The organism is Desulforhabdus sp. TSK (assembly GCF_022836495.1).
In the GTDB taxonomy this organism is placed as follows: domain Bacteria; phylum Desulfobacterota; class Syntrophobacteria; order Syntrophobacterales; family Syntrophobacteraceae; genus Desulforhabdus.
In genome coordinates this window covers 46,829-65,212 of record NZ_BQXM01000013.1, presented here as the reverse complement: position 1 = coordinate 65,212, position 18,384 = coordinate 46,829, and the positions used below count along the sequence as shown (strand labels likewise).

The following is an 18,384-nucleotide window of genomic DNA, read 5'->3' as shown; positions in this document are numbered from 1 at the left end:
GGCAAACTTTTGCGATACAAAGCGGTCATCTTCGATTTGGACGGAACACTGCTGAATACCCTTGAAGACCTTGCTCACTCCATGAACAGCGTGCTCCACCGTTTCGGTTTTTCCTCCCATCCCCTGCATGCCTACAGGCATTTCGTGGGGGACGGCATGGAAACGCTCGTGCGGCGCACCCTCCCCCCCGATCGAAGGGAGGAGGAGACCACTGTCGCAACCTGCCTGGCCGCCATGCGGCGGGAATACGGTCTGCGGTGGAAAGAACTGACCGAGCCCTACCCCGGTATTCCACAGCTCCTCGATGCCCTGACGGAGCGCCAATTGCCCAGGGCTGTCCTCTCCAACAAACCCGACGACTTCACCCGGCAGATGGTGGAGGCATTGCTCTCCCGGTGGACCTTTCATCCCGTTTTCGGAGAAAGACCCGGTGTCGCGAAAAAGCCGGATCCGGCAGGCACCCTGGAAATTGCCCGCCTGCTGGGTTTTCCGCCGGCGGAGTTTCTCTACCTGGGCGACACCAACACCGATATGCAGACGGCCAGGGCGGCGGGCATGCACGCCGTGGGAGTCCTCTGGGGATTTCGCGGCCGTGAGGAGCTCGTGGCTTCCGGTGCGGAAACCCTGCTGGAAAACCCCATGGATCTCCTGAAGCTGCTGGATTCCATGGCGGGGTAAAGTCCTTGGGCAGCTCACAAATAATAGAGTACCAGAACTGTAGGAGCGGCTTCCAGCCGCGACATCGGAGAAGCCGCCATGCGCTTGGTCGCGGCTGGAAGCCGCTCCTACAAAGCAAGCCACCCTTTGGTAGGTTATTTCTTTGGAGTTGCCTTGGCTCTCAACGGAGGATTTGAATATCGCGAGCAGATCGGCCCCCGCAGCGCCGGATCGACGGTGTTGGAACATCTCGCAGGGCATTACCGCCATTCCAGCCGGGACACATGGCTGGACCGCATCAGCGCCGGGCAGGTCCTCCTGGACGGCCGCATCGCCTTCCCCCAATCCCTCCTGAAGTCCGGCCAGTGGCTCGTCTGGAAGCGGCCTCCCTGGGACGAACCGGAAGTCCCTCTTTCTTTCGCGGTCCTTTACCAGGATGAGGAGCTCCTGGCGGTGGCCAAACCCAACGGACTGCCGACTGTCCCCGCAGGAGGGTTCATGGACCACACCCTCCTGACCCGGGTGCAGCGCTACTGCAGGGAAGCCACTCCCATCCATCGCCTGGGACGCGGGACCTCGGGAGTCGTGCTTTTTTCTCGTACTCCCCACGCACGTTCCGTCTTGGCCGGGGCATGGAGGAACAGGGAGGTGTCCAAAATCTACCGGACCCTCGTGCGGGGAGCCCCCTCCAGCACCTCGTTCTCCATCGATATTCCCATCGGCCCCGTCCCGCATCCCCGCCTGGGAACGCTCCACGCCGCCAGCGCTCGGGGAGGAAGCGCTCTCAGCCGGGTCAGGGTGCTGGAGGTTCGAAAGCCTCAGGGGGAAGAAGCATGCTCCCTCCTGGAAGTGAGCATTGAAACGGGAAGGCCGCACCAGATCCGCATCCACCTGGCCGCTGCGGGACACCCCCTCGTGGGGGACCCCCTTTATGAGAGCGGAGGGACTTTCAAGGATCCCCAGAACGCCCTTCCCGGGGATACGGGGTATTTTCTCCATGCCCTGCACCTCGGGTTCCGGCATCCAGCCACCGGCGTTCCCGTGGAAATCGAGTGTCCCCCTCCCCCGGAGCTGCGTCTGTCAGGAAGCCCCGGCACATTCACCCCATGAACTTCCTTCAGTCCCCACTTCCTGCGGCGCAGCTTCTCCCCCCATAGGCCATGTAGTAGACGACGGGCACGACGATCAGGGTAAAGAACGTGGAAACCGCAATGCCGTAAATCAAGGCCCAGGCCAGGCCCGAAAAAATGGGATCCAGCGTGATGGGCCAGGCGGCAAGCATGGCGGCCAGGGACGTGAGGAGAATGGGACGGGTCCTGAGGGCTCCCGCCTCGATGAGGGAAACAATCAGGGGTTTGCCTTCTGCTTTTTGGGCCTCGACGAACTCGATGAGGAGAATGGAGTTGCGCGTGGCGATGCCGGCGAGGGCGATCATGCCGATCATGGCCGTCGCCGTGAAATAGACGGGGTTTTCCCAGCCTCCCACCGTGTGTCCCGTCAGCAGGTTGAGGATCCAGAAGCCGGGCAGAATGCCGATGACGGAAAGGGGCAATGCAATGAGCTGTATGGCCGGCAGCAGATAGCTCTGGGTCTGGTACATGAGCAGGATGTAAATCCCCAGCACGGCCACTCCAAAGGCAATCCCCAGGTCCCGAAAGACGCGGAGGGTGATGTCCCATTCCCCTTCTCCCGACCAGACCATGCGGAACCCATCCAGAGTCGGCTCGTCACCCACTTTGTCCTCGAGAGCCAGCACAGCCTCGGGAGGCGGCAGGCCCGCCGTTTCGCCAAAAACATAAACAACCGGCGTTAGATTCTTGTGATAGACCGGCTGATCGATGACCGTATCCTGGAAGCGTCCAAGCTCCGAGAGGAATACCCCTTCCCCATTCTGTCCACGCATCATGATCTGCAGGAGATCTTCCTGCCGCGCTCGGTCCACACGCGGCAGGCGGAGCATGATGTGGACCGGATTCACTTCCGTATCCAGCCGCAGGGCGCCGACCCGGGACCCGTCAACCGTTCCCTGCAGCGCCCCGGCGATCTGCAGCTCACTGATCCCATGCAGAGCGGCCTTCTCCCTATCGACACGGAAGACCGCTTTACTTTCAGGGGCCACCAGGACGTCGTCCACGTCCACGACTCCCGGCGTCTCTTCCATGAGCCGACGGACCCTTCCCGCCGCCTGGGCCAGTTCCGCGTAGGGTTGCCCGATGCGTCCATAGACTTCCGCCACCAGTGTCGAGATCACGGGGGGGCCCGGGGGGGCTCTCCACAATTTTGATATTGGCGCCGTAGCGCTCCGCAATGGCTTTGAGGTCGTTGCGCAGTCGAAGTCCAATGGCATGGCTCTGCTGGGAACGGTATTTCTTTCCGATGAAGTTGAAGCGGATGTCCGCCACGTTGGCACCCTGGCGGAGATAATAGTGGCGCACGAGGCCGTTGAAATCCATGGGACTGCTCGTACCCGTCCAGGTCGTCCCCATCATGCCGGTGATGAAGAACATGGGGAGGAAGGAAACGATGACCGCCAGGGTGGCGAGTATGATGGGTGGGCGCACTTCGTTCACCGCCTCCACCACGGCCCGGTGCGGCGGTGCTTTGCGCTGAGTGAAATGGCGGTGGATGTTTTCCACGTCCACAATGGGATCGTCCACCACCAGGCCCAGCGAAAGGATGAGAGCGAACAGGGTCACCCGGTTGATGGTATAGCCGAGAAAGAGGTTGATGAGGAGCGTGAAGCTGAAGGTCACCGGAACGGCCAGGGCGATGAGGATCCCTTCCCTCCACCCCAGGGTGTAGGCCAGGAGCAGCACGACCACCGCAATAGCCACCAGCAGGGCATCCACCAGCTCGTTCACTTTATGGTCGGCCGTCTGCCCGTAGTCTCGAGTGACGCGCAGGTGGACGTCGGCAGGCAAAACTTCCCGCGCGAAGCGCTCAGCTCGGCAAGGCCGGCCTGTAATTCCGGCGCGGTGCAACACTTTCGATTTGATGGCTCCCTGTTCTTTGTAGGAGCGGCATCCTGCCGCGACAGGCTCACCATCGCGGCAGGATGCCGCTCCTACAAAATTCGGAATCCCACTGGTAATTGGCATTGGCCCCGATTTTCGGCAGGAAGCCCCCGCGGGCGGACTGCACCCGGTCGCGGGAGGCCTGGACGAGGGAACGAGCCGCCGCCATTTCCGGCCGCTTTTCCCATGCCTGTTTCACGAGGGAATCGGTGTCCCGCGACAGGTCTTCGGGCGTGACGACGGGCAGCGTGGTCGCCTCGCCGGGAATCTCCTCTGCCTGATCCAGCGTCAGTTGCTTGTTGATCGGCTCGACCCCCGGTGTGGGAGTAGAGGGTAGAGCGATTCCGCCGGGCGGAGCCTCCGAAAGTGCGGGGGAAAACTCCTGAAAGGCCGATGTGCGCCCTGCAGAAGGCGATTCCTCCGGAGCGTGCGCACAGCCCCAGCTAAACGCTGCAGCCAACAGCAGGCAGAGCCAGAAAGTCTTGACTCTCTCTGCTTGAGGGAAATGACGGAAGACGTTGCATGACAGAGAAATTTCCTTTTTTCCTGAGCTTCAGTGCTTCATCAAAGATATGAGTAATCAGGTAGATAGTTTTATCTCTTCAATCTTGAATCTTGCCTTTATACTGAGGTGGTCTTAGGTTTGCAAGTATCCCAAAAAAGGGGGGGACTTGATGAAATCAGAACCGGTGTTGGTCCTTGGAGCTACAGGATATATCGGTGGGAGGCTTGTGCCGAGGCTTCTGGATGCCGGCTACAGGGTCCGCGTCATGGCGCGATCCATCGCCAAATTGGGATGCCGCCCCTGGGCGCGGCATTCGAACCTGGAAATGGTCGAGGGAGACGCCCTGGATCTCGATTCCCTCCGGAAGGCCTGCCAGGGATGCGGAGCTGCATTTTACCTCATCCATTCCATGATCTCGGCTACCGGCAAGTACGCTCATGCCGACCGGGAGTCAGCCCTGAACATGGTCACGGCAGCATCCGAAGCAGGACTGAAGCGGGTCATTTACCTGGGAGCCCTGGGAAGACCCGATGATCCGAGCCTGAGCAAGCACATACGGTCCCGGCACGAGGTGGGCGGCATCCTTCAATCGGGCCCGGTGTCCGCCACAGTGCTTCGTGCCGCCATGATCCTCGGTTCGGGCAGTGCCTCTTTCGAAATGCTGCGCTACCTCGTGGATCGTCTTCCCGTCATGATCACTCCCTCGTGGGTGCGCACTCCCGTTCAGCCCATAGACATCGGAAACGTGCTGGGTTACCTGCAGGGGTGCCTGGAGCACGAGGAAACCTCCGGTCAGACCTTCGACATCGGGGGGCCAGAAACACTGACCTACCAGAAACTCATCCACATCTATGCCGAGGAGGCCGGTCTTCCCCGCCGCAGGATCATTCCCGTGCCTTTCCTGACCCCTCGTTTGAGCGCACTCTGGATACACCTCGTCACACCGGTGCCGGCTTCCATCGCTCAGCCCCTGGCGCAGGGACTCAGCAACGAGGTCGTCTGCCAGGACAATCGTATCCGCTCCATCATCCCCCTGGAGCTTCGGGACTGCAGGCAAACCATTCGCCTGGCCCTGGAAAAAATCCAGCAGCAGCGGGTAGAAACCTGCTGGACGGATGCAGGAGCCCTCCTGCCCCCGGAATGGACCTATTGCGGCGATGCCCGGTACGCGGGGGGCACGATCCTGGAATGCGGACACCGCATTCGCATTCAAGCATCCGTCGAGGAAATCTGGGAGCATATCGTTCGCATTGGCGGTGAAAACGGCTGGTATTTCGGAGACATCCTCTGGAAAATGCGGGGCGCCATGGACCGCATGGTGGGCGGGGCGGGATTGCGGCGCGGCCGCCGCCATCCCAGCGAGCTCTACGTAGGGGACGCTCTCGATTTCTGGCGTGTCCTGGAGGTGGACTCTCCTCATCGGCTGCTGCTCGTGGCGGAAATGAAGACCCCCGGAGAAGCCGTCCTGGAATTCAAGCTCTCCCCCATGGGAACGAATCAGACGGAATTACAACAGCTTTCACGCTTTCTCCCCAGGGGGCTCGCAGGAATTCTCTATTGGTATGTGCTTTATCCTTTTCACGTGTGGCTGTTCGGCGGTATGCTACGAAATATTTCCAAGGCCCTCGGAAAACCCATTTTGAAGGGACCGGAACGTTTCACCCCCAAATTGCAGAACACGTGCAAACTTTGAGCGCAACAACCTTCAGGGTTTATGGATTCAGGCTGACAACCTGCAACAAGAGGTATACGCATTAGGGATTGAAAACTTCATTCTTGTAGGAGCGGCATCCTGCCGCGACTGGGTCGACGTCGCGGCAGGATGCCGCTCCTACAAAACGCAGGGAGCCATAACATCGAACATTTTGCACCTTATTGAGCATAAAAGAGAAAAGGAGAGATCAGATGGACTTCAAGGAATATTTCAAGAGCGTCAAGGGAAGAGGCGTCCTGGCCACGGCCAATGCGGCGGGCAATGTGGACGGTGCCATTTATGCAACTCCTCATATCATGGACGATGGAACGGTGGCCTTCATCATGCGCGACCGCCTCACGCACACCAACATTCAGTCCAACCCCCACGCGGCTTACATTTTCATGGAAGACGGTCCGGGATACAAAGGGAAGAGACTGTTTCTCACCAAGGTTCGTGAAGAGCAGGACACGGAGCTTCTGTTTTCCCTCCGCCGACGCGACTATGGAGACAGCGAGGGGGCTCGGGGTCCTCTTTTCCTCGTTTTCTTCACGGTGGACAAGGTTTTTCCCCTCGTAGGCGCAGGGGAAGAGGATTAGGGAAAGAGCTCGTGCAACCACTGCTTTTGCGCTGGTATGGATAGTGCCATTCGATTCATTCAGAAGGGGCGTAGTAATGGAAACGCAAGACCCGGCAGGGACCGACCTGGCCACACTCGTGAAACAGACGGAGGGGGGGCATTCGCTTTTCGAGGATGCAGCCAGGGAACAGCCCATTCCCGTCTGTTCCGTTTTCCTCGATAAGGACGGCACTATTCGGCCGGCTTCTTTCAGGGAGACGCAAACGGTTTTTACGTGCCAGGAGCACAACAGCATCCTGGAAGTTTTCCCCAAAACCATCGCCAAGAGCAGGAACATCATCCTGGAGGCGCATCCCTCCGAAGCGCATCCAGCGGTGGCGGGCAAGCGGGTTGCCGTTCTTTTTTCCGGCGGACCGGCAGCAGGCGGCCACAATGTCCTGGCCGGCTTGAAGCTGGTCCTGGGCGACGACAACACCCTCCTCGGCATCCGAAAGGGTCCCAAAGGGCTGCTCAGCGGTGACGTTTTCGAAATCACCAAGTCCGATGTTGACCGCATCATCAACACGGGCGGGTTCAATTTCCTCGGGACGGACCGAACGAAGATCAAGACGCCCGAACAGTTCGAGAAGGTGAAAAACACAGTCCTCGAGAATCGCCTGGATGGTCTCATCATCGTGGGAGGGGACGATTCCAACACCAATGCCGCGTTCATCGCCGAGTACCTGGAGACGGAAGGGATCCCCTGCAGTGTCATCGGCATCCCCAAGACCATCGACGGAGATATGGCGGCCGGAAAATACCTGCCCATTTCCTTCGGCTACGACACGGCGACAAAGGTTTATGCGGAACTGACGGGCAATCTGGCCCAGGATGCAGCCTCCGCCGTGAAATATTATCACTTTGTCAAGCTGATGGGACGCACCGCCAGCAAGATTACCCTGGAAGTCGCGCTGCAGACGAAGCCGGCCATCGCCCTCATTTCCGAGGAAATCGCCGCCGAAAATATGTCCCTGGGGGATATCGTCGATGAAATTGTCAGGATCATCGTCCTGCGCAGGCTCAAAGGCATCAATCACGGCGTCGTCCTGGTGCCCGAAGGGTTGATCGAATTCGTCCCGGAGATGCGCACCCTCATCCTGGAGCTCAACCGGGCCCTGGCCGACTATGAACGGGACATCAAGGACCTGCCCACCCTCCGGAACAAGCTGGAATTCCTTTATCCTCACCTGTCTCCCCAGTCGGCGCAGCTCATGGCGTCCCTTCCCGATGAGATCGAAGAAATGCTGATTCTCGACCGGGACGATCACGGCAATGTGAAGGTGTCCCAGATCGAGACGGAAAAGCTCCTCATCGACAAGATCCGCTACAAAATGTCGGAGATCAAACGCCACACCGAAAAATACTTCGGTGACGGCGAAGGCCTGGTGCCGGCGAGTCCCCAGCAGATCGATAAATTCAAGGTGGCGACCTTCTCCAGCCAGTCCCACTTCCTGGGCTACGAGGGACGCAGCGGCAAACCGACCTCCTTCGATGCGGCCTTCACCTTTGCCCTGGGACTGACGGCGGGATCTCTCGTCCTGGCGGGCAAAACGGGCTACATGGCGGCGGTCACCGATTTCGACAAGGGCGGCACCGTTCTGGCTCTGCCCATTACGGGGCTCATTACCTGCGAGATGAGAAAAGGCAAAGAAGAGATGGTCATAGAGAAGTCTCTGGTAGAGCTGGATTCTCCCGCTTTCAAGCTCTTTGCCGCCCACCGGGAAAAATGGGCCCAGGAGGATCTTTTCAGCAGTCCCGGTCCCATCCAGCATTGGGGGCCGGCCAGCAGGCAAATCCCCATTTCCGTGGCCCTCAACCAGGGATACGCCGATTACAGGACCTTCAACCTGGGGGAAGAGCGCAAGATTCGCCTGGAATGATGGAATCTTTCAGTAGCGGGAGCTCGGCTGAAGCCTCACCACATTGAAACCTCCGGCAGTTGCCTCTTCCATGGCGGTGCTGCCGGAGATTTCGACCCCACACGAAAGACAGCGTCGCACAGGGCAAGCAAGAGGAAAACACGAACAAAATGCTGTTGATCCACCCCCCTGTTGTGAAACCCTGCGAACCCCCACCGGGAATTGCCAAACTGGCAGGCGCTCTGCGCGCACAGGGCGTCCCATGCTCCGTCCTCGATGCCAATCTCGAGGGATTGCTCCATCTCATGCAAGGCCCCCGGGCGCCGAGGGACCCGTGGACCCGGCGTGCCGCCCGCGGCTACCCCGAAAACCTCCATTCCATGCGCGTTCCTGCGCTTTATGAAAATTTCGACCGTTACAAACGGGCGGTTCTGGACCTGAACCGGCTCCTGGAGACTTCTCCCTCGGTCCCGGAGGGCGCACGGCTGGGCCTTGGAAATTATCAGCAGAGGGAGCTTTCCCCCGTTCGAAGCGCCGACTTGATCCGGGCGGCCGAGCACCCGGAGGAAAACCCCTTCTACCCTTATTTCAGCCGGCGCCTGCGCGGGCTCGTGGAGGCCGGGACTTTCAGGGTCGCAGGATTCTCGTTGAACTTTCTCAGCCAGGCCCTCTGCACCTTTGCCATGCTGGGTTTTTTGAGGAAGGAATATCCCGGGCTTGCCATCGTCCTGGGTGGCGGGCTGGTGACTTCGTGGATGAGCAGTCCCCAGTGGAAGGACCCCTTCAGCGGACTCGTGAACCAGATGGTCGCCGGTCCCGGCGAGGAGGCCATGCTCTCTCTGGCCGGAATCCAGACTCCACGCCCGGGGCCGTCAACGCCCGCCTACGATGTGCTTCCCCTGCAACAATACCTGGCCCCGGGCGTCATCCTTCCCTACAGCGCTTCCAGTGGATGCTACTGGAACCGGTGCTCCTTCTGCCCCGAAAAGGCCGAAGGCAATCCATACCGCCCACTGGGCACAGACCGCGTCCTGGAGGACCTGTCCCTACTGAAGGCCCGGACCCGTCCCGTGCTCCTCCATCTCCTGGACAATGCCGTCAGCCCCAGGCTGATGCGAGCCCTCATGGGGCATCCACCGGGCATTCCCTGGTACGGCTTTGTGCGCATCACGCCGCAGCTGGCGGACGAGGATTTTTGCCGGGATCTGAAGCGATCGGGTTGTGTCATGCTGAAGCTGGGGCTGGAATCGGGGGACCAGGAGGTCATCGACCGTGAGCACAAGGGAATGCGCCTGGAAACGGCATCCCGGGCTCTGATAAATCTCAAGAAGGCAGGCATTGCGACCTACGTGTACCTGCTTTTCGGTACACCGTCGGAAACGCCTGCAGCGGCACGCAAGACCCTGGAATTCACCGCGAAGCACGCTGACTGCATCGGATTCCTGAACCTGGCCATTTTCAACCTGCCCGTCCATGGACCCGAATCACAGGGGCTGGAAACGCAAACACTTTACGAAGGCGATCTTTCCCTCTACACGGGGTTCAAGCATCCCCTGGGGTGGGACAGGGGCCTCGTGCGGCAATTCCTGGACAAGGAATTCAAGAGGCATGAGGCGGTGGCGCAGATCCTGAGACGAGACCCCCCCATTTTCACTTCCAATCACGCATCGTTTTTCAGGAATGTGACGATGCCCTCCAACGCTTCGGCAAGCTCGGCCTGGAACCGTTCCACCTTCTGAGCATCTATCCCCATGGCTTTGAAGACGGGATCGGATGCCGGATCGAGGACATCCCGGGCTCCCTCCTCTCCTTCCATGGCGTTCACCATCCGGTCGGCCGCATGGACAATGGCCGCCATGTCCTGGTCTGTCTTGGCCTTCTGGGGAAAATGATGGTTGCCGATGGCCACCGTCACTTCCAGCGGGAATTGCCAGCGACGGGCAATGATCTGTCCCAGCTCCTGGTGGTCGATGCCCAATGCCCTGCGCTCCGCCTCGATGAATTGAACACCGCCTTTGCGGATCTGGCTCAGGTCGACATGCAGATAGATTTTGGCGTACAAATCCAGGACCGTTTTGCCGATGTCATGGAGCAGCCCGGCGGTGTAGGCGGTGAGGACCTTTTTCTTTCTGAACTCCTGGGCGAGCTTTTCAGCCATGATGGCGACGGCGACGGAATGGCGCCACAGGGCCTGCTCGTTGAGGCGGTAGCCCGAAATCTGCCCACGAAAATAATGTGCGGCGCAGGCCGCCAGGACGACCTCGACGAGCTTCTGGTTTCCCAGGACCATGATGGCTTCCTGGAGTGAGGTCACCTTCCGGAGGCGCTGGTAGTAGGCCGACTGGCTCAAGGAGAGCACACGGGCCGCGATGGTGGGATCAAACTTGATGACAGCTTCAATTTCTCTCACCGAAGCCATCTTCCGGATGAGCCCCAGGACCTTCCACGCCACATCGGGAAAAGGAGGGAGCTTTTCGGCAGCAGTGAGAATGTCCTTCAGCAGGAGCTCGTAATTCAGCGCTTTCAATTCATAGGCGTTCAGTTCCTGGACCATTTCTCACTCCTGTCTTGTCATATGCTCCTGAAAAATCAAAACGGGTGGTACCGATACTTAATCGGATACCACCCGTTTTGATTTAAAAAAAAATTTCGCAGAACTTTATACTCGCTGAGGCATAAGACCTTCTCTTTGACGGTTCCCTGTTTTTTGTAGGAGCGGCATCCTGCCGCGACAGTAAGCCAGTCGCGGCAGGATGCCGCTCCTACAAAAGAGAACCGTTCAATCCTCCATGCGTCTACGACAGGATCCCTGCAGGCCCGTCTCCGGATCAGGCGCCCGCAGCGGCGGCGACAGGCTCTTCCTTCCTGGGGACAATGGCGCTCACCGGGCAAATTTCCACGCACGCACCACAGGTGGGACAGGGAATCCTGGCAGGATCTTCGTCGCCGCAATAAGCGATGACGGTATTGATCCCGCTCTTTTCGACCTTCAGGATGGAATATCCCTTTTCGTCACAGACATACAGGCATTTATGGCAGAGGATGCATCGCGTCGGCAAAAGGTCGAAACAGGGGTGAGTCGGCTTCACCGTCAGGTCCCGCCCCAGCTCCTCCGGCTTCCTGGCCTTGAGCTTGATGCCCAGGAACTTGGCGATCTTCTGGAGCTGGCACCCTTTTCTGGACAGGCAGTTCTTGCAGTCCATATGGTGTGCGGAAAAAAGAAGCTGGAAGACGTTCTGCTGCAGCTGCCTCACCTGCTCCGTATCCGTCCGCACCGCCATCCCCTCCTCCACCTTGCGATTGCAGGAGGTGACGGGCTTGCTTTGCCCCTCGATCTGCACAAAGCACATCCTGCAGGATGTGGGGGGATGCTCCATTTCTTTCAGGTAGCACAGATTGGGGATAAAAATGTCGTTGTCCAGACATGCCTGAAGAAGGCTGGTTCCCTCCTGTGCTTCGATCTGTTTGCCATCGACAGTCAATTTAATCATGAGCCCTCTCTCACTCCTTGAGTCATGAGTTGGCAGATTTGGACCGGCTGTTCGCCCTGCCCGACACACCACCCCTCAGCACCGCGGTTGTTCTTCCCACCGTTGAAGCCGTCTGCAAAGGTTTTTAGCACCCTGACATTTACCACACGATTTCCTGCCGGTAAAGTTTAAAAGACGCCGGCACTTCCCGGGGCATCGGAAGCCTCCACCGCCTCCACGGGGAACGAGGAGGCGATATCCGCTTCTCCTTTGGGGCACAGCATCCCCGCGCGACTCATGGGGAGGAGCGCAGCAAATCACGTGAGGCCTCCTGCGGTTCGAGGACCCGCCGGATCAACTCAGCCAGGTGCTTCTGATCAAACGGCTTGATGACAAGCTCCGTAATGCCGGCCTCGTGCACCATTTCGGCACTCATCCTCTCGTTGAATCCCGTGCACAGAATGATGGGCATCCCCGGTTTGACCTTCAGAATCCCCTGCGCCAGTTCCACCCCGGTCATATACGGCATGGTGTAGTCCGTGATCACCAGGTGGAATGCATCGGGATTGGCAAGCAGCAGGCCAAGCGCTTCCCGGGGGTCCGTCTTCGCCGTCACACTGTATCCCAACTGTCCCAGCAGCCTGCCGCCCATTTCCGTGATCATCGGTTCATCATCCACCACGAGGATGCTCTCCGTTCCCCGGGGCACACCCTGGGAGGGGCCAACCTCCTGGGAGGCCTCGCCGGCAGCCAGAGGCAGGTAGACCTCGAAGACGCTTCCCACACCCGGCGTGCTCTGAACCCGAATCTCGCCGCCATGTTTCTTTGCGATTCCATGAACGACGGCCAGCCCCAGCCCGGTACCGTCGCCCACCTGCTTCGTCGTGAAGTAAGGCTCGAAGATATGCTCCATGATATCCCCGGTCATACCATGCCCGGTATCCCTGACACTCAGCCTGAGGTAGGACCCGGCTGTGAGGTCCGAAAGAGCCAGCGAAGCCAGGTCCTGGTCGCTGAGGACGACCTGCGTGAGGGATACTTCCAGGATCCCCCTCTCTTCCATGGCATGGGCTGCATTGGTGCACAGGTTGACAATCACCTGGTGGATTTGTGTGGCGTCGGCCACGACCATGCCTTTCTGAATGTTCTGCCGGATTTCGATGCTGGTCGGCAGGGAGGCCCTCAGGAGCTTCAAAGCTTCCTTCACCACCAGGCTGATGTCTACCGGGCGCATGAGCTGATCCTGGTTGAATCGGCTGAAGGTCAGGATCTGCTTCACCAGGTCCTTGGCCCGACAGGCTGCGGCAAGCACCTGGTTGAGATCGTACCTCATGGGGCTCGATTCGGACAGCTCATCCAGGGCCATTTCAGTGTAGCCCATGATGGGAGTCAGGATATTGTTGAAATCGTGGGCTATTCCTCCAGCGAGTGTGCCGATGGCCTCGAGCTTTTGAGCCTGGCGAAGCCGCGCTTCCAGTTTTGCCATCTCTTTCTCCGCCCGCTTGCGCTCGGTGATGTCCCGCGACGTCCCCCTGTACCCGATCAGCTCACCCGTCGCGTCAAGAACCGGCACCCTGTTGACGCTGAGCCAGACAGCACCACCAGACCTGGTAAGGATTCGGTGCTCCAGGTCTCGAAACCCGGCCTTCGCCTGAGTGCTCTCCAGAAAGGATGCCTCCAGTTTTGCCGCCTCCGTTTCTGCCATGAAATCAAAAAGAGAACGCCCAACAAGCTCCTCCGGGCTATAACCCAAAATAGACACGACGCGTTCGCTGACGTAGGACAGGCGCCCTTTGGGATCCGACTCCCAGATGAACTCTCCGGATGCTTCGAGGACGTCGCGGTACTGCTGCTCGCTGACGCGGAGGGCTCTCTCCGTGCGCGTGCGCTGGCTGTCGCCCTCCATCTTGTCCAGTGCAAAGGAGATGTCGAGAGCGACCTCTTCCAGCAGGGTGATCTCCCGGTCACGGAAGAAGTTTTTTTCCGCGGCGCAGAGCGTCAAAGCGCCGCAGACCTTCCCCTGGAGCCTCAGGGGGAAGGACCCACAGGATTGAAATCCCAGGACTGCAGGCGACTTGTCCGACGGGTGGAGGCAGGAGCCGCTTCCGCATTCGTTGCAGACGGAAGGCTTACCCGCGCGCATGGCACGCATGGGGTTGCTTTCATGCGACGCGAGCTTGCCTGCAGCGCTCTGCATGGCAATGAGGCTCTCCACATGATTTCCAAAATGGGCCTCGGGAGTCAGACGGAACGTCTCGGATTCCAGCCACCCGATCCAGGCCAGATCCAACGCTCCGTGCTCCACCACCAGTCGGCAAATGGTCGGCAGCAGCTCCTCCCGGGTCTGAATCCGCACGATGGACTGATTCACCTGGCTGAGAACATCATAGAGGCGGTTCAGCCGCCGGATTTCCTCCTCGGCTTCATGTTTATAGAGTGCGATTTCGATAGACGACCGCAGCTCCCGATCATCAAAGGGTTTGAGGATGTAGGCATAAGGCTCCGCAAGTTTGGCCCGCTCCAGCGTCGAGTCTTCGGAGTAGGCCGTGACGAAAATGACGGGAGTTCGAAATCGGGACAGGATCTCCCGGGCAGCCTCGATTCCATCCATCGCACCCTGGAGCCGGATGTCCATCAGGACGAGGTCTGGCCGCAGCTCGCCTGTGAGCTTCAAAGCCTCCTCACCCCTGGATGCGGAACCCACCGGACGATAGCCCATGGCCGCCAGCCGCTCCTCGAGCTCCATGGATACGATGGCTTCGTCTTCAACAATGAGAATGCGGACGCCGTTCACGATTTACCCTCCATGGAAGTTCCACTGGGTACTGGAAAAACCACCCCGATGGCCGTACCGCCTGCGTCGGGGCGGTCCACTTTCAACCGGCCCCCCAATTGAGCTGCCAGCCTGGAAACCAGCTGCAGCCCGAGGGTGGCGTTATTGGATGGATCCAGGTCGACGGGCAGACCCACCCCATCGTCACGGACGCTCAAGACCAGAGCGCCTTCGTCAGTCTGAAACAGCTCAACGGTGACCCTCCCGGAACGTCCATCGGGAAAGCCGTGCTTGAGAGCATTGGAGACGAGCTCGTTCACGATCAAGCCGCATGGCACGGACTGCTCCAACGGAAGTCCGATGGGTGACACACGGTTTTCCACCCGGACCATCGAAGCCGCGGATCCGTAGGAAAGCAGGAGCTGCCCACACAGGTCTCTGATATAGGGCTTAAAATCGATGCGCGCCAGGTTGGTCGACTTGTAAAGCATCTCGTGCAACAGGGACATGGATCGGACCCGGTTGCGGGTATCCCGCAGAACTTCAACGATCTCGGGGTTGCCGACACGGCTGCTCTGGAGCCCGAGAAGGCTGGCCACAATCTGCAGGTTGTTTTTCACCCGGTGGTGAAGCTCCCGGAGCAGGACGATTTTTTCCTCGAGGGATCCACGGAGGGCATCCATGGCCTGACGGTACCGGGTGATATCCTCACGCAGGAGGATCCCGCCCACCATTTCACCGTTCTCCGGGATGGGAACCGCCTTGACACGCTGGTACCCCGTGAAGCCGGGATGAGCTTCGGGAAAATAGACATCATCCAGGAATACCGGCTGCCCCTTCAGAACGGGCTCCAGCTCTCCCGCGCAGCCGGCCCTTATGAGGCCCGGCAGTTCGGTGATTTTGCGGGCCAGGAAGAAATCCTTTTCAAAATGATTCCGGGCGAAAAGCTTGAGATGATATTGGTTGACAAAATCCACCGTGCCGTCTGCATCGAAGGTCATGATGGAAATGGGCGCTTCCTCGATAAGGGTTCGAAGACGACGCTCCGAGTCCGCGAGCCGAGCTTCCATCCGCCTCCTGGCGGTGACATCCCGAAAGCTCCACACCACGCCGCTCCGGTCTTCGACAGGGTAAAGGGGGTGCGCATACCACTCGACGGTGCGGCCGTCCTCGAGCCGCAGGGTGGTGCAGTCCCCTTCCACTGAGCTTTGGGCGGCGCAAAGGACAGGCATGAATCCCGGGGGGCCTTCGATGGCTCCATCAGGACTTTGGGCCACCGGCATATTCTCATCGGAAGAGAGGGCATCGAGGGTCAGCCCCCACATTTGGAGGAACCTCCTGTTGGCCTGCAGGACTTTTCCTCGCCCATCGAGCGCCAGGATTCCGTCTTCGGTGGACTCCATGATCGTATCGAGCTCTCTCACCCTGAGCTCGAGCGCTCTCCTGGTGCCGACGAGCTCGGTGATGTCGCGCCCCGCGGCGATCAACTGGAAGACACTGCCGTTTTCATCCCGCAGGGGAGAAAAGAGGATATCCTCGTGGAGTGACACCCCGTCCGCCCCCAATGCTGTTGACTTAACGTCACCCCGGTGAAAACCGGGGTCCAGAAAGTCTTTAGTTCCTGGATTCCGGCTTTCGCCGGAATCACGAACGTTGGTTAAGTCATCAGCATTGCCGTCCGGCCCGCCATGTCCGTAAATCTCACTCCTGGGTTTGCCGTCGGCAAACACGGACTCGAGAGCGGCCTGAAACACATCGCCGGAGGTCTTGCTTTTTTCGGCATAAGGCAGGCCAACGACCTCCTCTCTCTTGAGCCCCCTCGATTCGAGAAAGGCCCGGTTGGCTTCCACGACGATACCGGCGGGGTCGATGATGCGGATGTTTTCATGGAGCTGGTCCAGGATGGCACGATGATAACGCTCTCTGCGGGCTGCATCCTCACGCGCCGCATTCAGCTCACGGAAAAGCGTTCCATAGGGTCGAGTCAGACTCGCTTGGATCAGTGCCAGGTAGAGGAGGAAATAGGAAACCAGGTGGAAATAGTGGCCAAAGAGATTCGCGGGCCCGAAAACGCTCACATAGGCCGTGAAAGCGAGGCCGGCCATGACCGCAAAGAAGATGGAGCTCATGAGGAGTCGGTAGACATGGAAATCAAGGTGCCGGCGCTTCGAGTGAAGAACCGTCATGGCCCCTGCGAGGAGGAAGCAGACGATGTATTCGCTGACGACTTTGAAGCGGGTCAGCCCCGAACCCTCAATGTAACAAGCCGGAAACGTATTCCAGAGAAAAATGGAGCAGAGAAGAAAAGCCGTAGCTCCCAGGCAGAAACCGAGAGAAAGAAACGGGTGGATCCTGCGGCCGATGAACCCGACGAAGGCGAGAAAGCTCAGGCTCTCGAGGATTCGCACGACGATCCAGAGCTGTGTGGCGAGATTGGCCCCCGGCCACTGGACAAAGACACCCATGCCCTTGTACGCAAGCATGTGGAGCAAAATGACAATGCCCGTACAAAGATTGGCGCAGCCCAGGAAAACAAGCGCGTCGTCCTTGGCGAACTGTCTCGAATTCCATGCCAGCAGAAACAGCGCACCGGTTACGGCGACGGTGAACAACTCGACGAGAGAATGAAACAGGAGGAAGCTGTAAAGACTGAGGGCGTAAAGACCGGCCAGCAGTCCCATTCCCGCCAGGAACCGGCCGATCATTCCATAGAGGTCCCATGAGGTGCTCATCGTCCCGAGGAATCCTCTTCGGCTGGAAGGCGAAGGCTCTGAATTTACCATGAATGCTATCCTTGAAGTGCATCGGTCATCCCCATCCCTCGGGAAGTTTGGGGATAAGGGGGTAAAGCCGGGTGCCGAGCACCTGGCCGTCTTTTCGTCCACCCTCACATTCGGTCTCCAAGAGCCTGACCTTGAACGGAATACGGGCGGCAGGGAATGTAACTTCCTTCTGGCTGTAATGAGATGAGGTGATGCGCTATGGAAGGATTTCGATCTGGAAGAGCTTCGGCCAGAGCTTGCCCGTCACAAACAGGCGGTTTTGCACGGCGTCGTAGGCGATGCCGTTGAGCACGTCGCATTGGCGGACCGGCCCCAGGGCCGCACGCAGAAGGGAAAGATCCACCCAGGCCACGACTTCGCCCGTGGCAGGGGAAATTTTGGCAATGCGCTCGGTGCCCCAGACATTGGCAAGGATTTCCCCGCGCACATATTCCAGCTCATTGAGATTGCGCACCGGCACGCCGCGGTCTGTCACCTCGACGCGGCGTATTTCCTGGAACGTCTCGGGCTGGAGGAAACGCAGCGTGGCGCTCCCGTCACTCATGATGAGGGAGGATCCGTCGTGAGCGAGACCCCAGCCTTCGGTGGGGTAGGCAAATGTCCCCTTGGGGACGAAGCTTTCCTTGTCGTAGACGAATGCGATGCCATTCTTCCAGGTCAACTGGATGAGCCGGTCCTGCCACAGGGTGAGGCCCTCGCCGAAATATTGAGGGGGCAGCGCGAGGCTCTTGACGACCTCGCCCGTTTCCAGGTTCACCTTCCGCAAAGAGGATTCACCGTGAAGTCCCGTACTTTCGTAGAGAAAACCGTCGGCAAAGAGGAGCCCCTGGGTGAATGCCGTCGGATCATGAGGATACACGTGGACGATACGGATGCTGCAAAGAGGGACGGGACGGGGTTCGGCCCAGGAAGGACTGGCGGCCAGAAGCAGGAGGAGCGCCAAAAGGGCTTCTCCTCGCAATTTTTTGAATCCCGACAAAAATTTCCTCAAACCGACCCCGTCCCCCATTT

At 59.2% G+C, this 18,384-nt stretch carries 14 protein-coding genes; 6 read left to right on the top strand and 8 right to left on the bottom strand.

Features of this window, described 5'->3' with window-relative positions; translation table 11 throughout:
• Window positions 1-9: 9 nt before the first annotated feature.
• Together MWC30_RS09695 and MWC30_RS09690 are read left to right on the top strand one after the other, a co-directional pair.
• Window positions 10-678: an HAD family hydrolase gene (locus MWC30_RS09695; protein ID WP_244083970.1), complete on the top strand. Its 669-nt coding sequence runs from the start codon at window positions 10-12 to the stop codon at window positions 676-678.
• Between the two features lie 78 nt (window positions 679-756).
• Window positions 757-1,767 (top strand): RluA family pseudouridine synthase, encoded by a 1,011-nt coding sequence (locus MWC30_RS09690; RefSeq protein WP_244083969.1) that lies wholly within the window; start codon window positions 757-759, stop codon window positions 1,765-1,767.
• A gap of 7 nt (window positions 1,768-1,774) precedes the next feature.
• On the opposite strand, the gene MWC30_RS09685 is transcribed toward MWC30_RS09690, so the two are convergent.
• From MWC30_RS09685 to MWC30_RS09675, 3 genes are read right to left on the bottom strand one after another with little or no spacing between them, the layout of a single operon-like run.
• On the bottom strand, window positions 1,775-2,818 hold the full coding sequence (locus MWC30_RS09685) for an efflux RND transporter permease subunit (protein WP_244084024.1): 1,044 nt from the start codon (window positions 2,816-2,818) through the stop codon (window positions 1,775-1,777).
• Window positions 2,766-3,755 carry an efflux RND transporter permease subunit gene (locus MWC30_RS09680; protein WP_244083968.1) on the bottom strand — a complete coding sequence of 330 codons (990 nt, stop codon included), beginning with the start codon at window positions 3,753-3,755 and terminating at the stop codon, window positions 2,766-2,768. Before MWC30_RS09680 ends, MWC30_RS09685 begins: the two co-directional genes overlap by 53 nt.
• On the bottom strand, window positions 3,697-4,131 hold the full coding sequence (locus MWC30_RS09675; protein ID WP_244083967.1) for a TolC family protein: 435 nt from the start codon (window positions 4,129-4,131) through the stop codon (window positions 3,697-3,699). Before MWC30_RS09675 ends, MWC30_RS09680 begins: the two co-directional genes overlap by 59 nt.
• Before the next feature lie 214 nt (window positions 4,132-4,345).
• On the opposite strand from MWC30_RS09675, the gene MWC30_RS09670 reads away from it, so the two are divergent.
• From MWC30_RS09670 to MWC30_RS09655, 4 genes are all read left to right on the top strand, one after another.
• A complete protein-coding gene (locus MWC30_RS09670) occupies window positions 4,346-5,869 on the top strand; it encodes an SDR family oxidoreductase (protein WP_244083966.1) in 1,524 nt (507 codons plus the stop codon).
• Between the two features lie 212 nt (window positions 5,870-6,081).
• Window positions 6,082-6,468 carry a pyridoxamine 5'-phosphate oxidase family protein gene (locus tag MWC30_RS09665; RefSeq protein WP_244083965.1) on the top strand — a complete coding sequence of 129 codons (387 nt, stop codon included), beginning with the start codon at window positions 6,082-6,084 and terminating at the stop codon, window positions 6,466-6,468.
• 76 nt (window positions 6,469-6,544) lie between these two features.
• Window positions 6,545-8,368: a diphosphate--fructose-6-phosphate 1-phosphotransferase gene (locus MWC30_RS09660; RefSeq protein WP_244083964.1), complete on the top strand. Its 1,824-nt coding sequence runs from the start codon at window positions 6,545-6,547 to the stop codon at window positions 8,366-8,368.
• 149 nt (window positions 8,369-8,517) lie between these two features.
• Window positions 8,518-10,086 carry a radical SAM protein gene (locus tag MWC30_RS09655; RefSeq protein ID WP_244083963.1) on the top strand — a complete coding sequence of 523 codons (1,569 nt, stop codon included), beginning with the start codon at window positions 8,518-8,520 and terminating at the stop codon, window positions 10,084-10,086.
• On the opposite strand, the gene MWC30_RS09650 is transcribed toward MWC30_RS09655, so the two are convergent.
• From MWC30_RS09650 to MWC30_RS09630, 5 genes are all read right to left on the bottom strand, one after another.
• On the bottom strand, window positions 10,008-10,901 hold the full coding sequence (locus MWC30_RS09650; RefSeq protein WP_244083962.1) for an HDOD domain-containing protein: 894 nt from the start codon (window positions 10,899-10,901) through the stop codon (window positions 10,008-10,010). The genes MWC30_RS09655 and MWC30_RS09650 overlap by 79 nt on opposite strands.
• Before the next feature lie 274 nt (window positions 10,902-11,175).
• The gene (locus tag MWC30_RS09645) at window positions 11,176-11,838 is read right to left on the bottom strand and encodes a 2Fe-2S iron-sulfur cluster-binding protein (RefSeq protein ID WP_244083961.1); all 663 of its coding nucleotides are present in this window, start codon (window positions 11,836-11,838) and stop codon (window positions 11,176-11,178) included.
• A gap of 274 nt (window positions 11,839-12,112) precedes the next feature.
• A complete protein-coding gene (locus tag MWC30_RS09640) occupies window positions 12,113-14,611 on the bottom strand; it encodes a response regulator (protein ID WP_244083960.1) in 2,499 nt (832 codons plus the stop codon).
• The gene (locus tag MWC30_RS09635; RefSeq protein WP_244083959.1) at window positions 14,608-17,322 is read right to left on the bottom strand and encodes an MASE3 domain-containing protein; all 2,715 of its coding nucleotides are present in this window, start codon (window positions 17,320-17,322) and stop codon (window positions 14,608-14,610) included. Before MWC30_RS09635 ends, MWC30_RS09640 begins: the two co-directional genes overlap by 4 nt.
• Window positions 17,323-17,569: 247 nt before the next feature.
• The gene (locus MWC30_RS09630; RefSeq protein ID WP_244083958.1) at window positions 17,570-18,382 is read right to left on the bottom strand and encodes a glutaminyl-peptide cyclotransferase; all 813 of its coding nucleotides are present in this window, start codon (window positions 18,380-18,382) and stop codon (window positions 17,570-17,572) included.
• Between the last annotated feature and the right edge of the window lie 2 nt (window positions 18,383-18,384).

Coding starts and splice junctions, on each gene's coding strand:
- MWC30_RS09665 (WP_244083965.1), top strand. CDS start 6,082: ATGGACTTCAAGGAATATTTCAAGAGCGTCAAGGGAAGAGGCGTCCTG.
- MWC30_RS09680 (WP_244083968.1), bottom strand. CDS start 3,755: ATGCCAATTACCAGTGGGATTCCGAATTTTGTAGGAGCGGCATCCTGC.
- MWC30_RS09650 (WP_244083962.1), bottom strand. CDS start 10,901: ATGGTCCAGGAACTGAACGCCTATGAATTGAAAGCGCTGAATTACGAG.
- MWC30_RS09670 (WP_244083966.1), top strand. CDS start 4,346: ATGAAATCAGAACCGGTGTTGGTCCTTGGAGCTACAGGATATATCGGT.
- MWC30_RS09660 (WP_244083964.1), top strand. CDS start 6,545: ATGGAAACGCAAGACCCGGCAGGGACCGACCTGGCCACACTCGTGAAA.
- MWC30_RS09685 (WP_244084024.1), bottom strand. CDS start 2,818: ATGGAAGAGACGCCGGGAGTCGTGGACGTGGACGACGTCCTGGTGGCC.
- MWC30_RS09630 (WP_244083958.1), bottom strand. CDS start 18,382: ATGGGGGACGGGGTCGGTTTGAGGAAATTTTTGTCGGGATTCAAAAAA.
- MWC30_RS09690 (WP_244083969.1), top strand. CDS start 757: ATGCGCTTGGTCGCGGCTGGAAGCCGCTCCTACAAAGCAAGCCACCCT.
- MWC30_RS09635 (WP_244083959.1), bottom strand. CDS start 17,322: ATGAGCACCTCATGGGACCTCTATGGAATGATCGGCCGGTTCCTGGCG.
- MWC30_RS09645 (WP_244083961.1), bottom strand. CDS start 11,838: ATGATTAAATTGACTGTCGATGGCAAACAGATCGAAGCACAGGAGGGA.
- MWC30_RS09655 (WP_244083963.1), top strand. CDS start 8,518: ATGCTGTTGATCCACCCCCCTGTTGTGAAACCCTGCGAACCCCCACCG.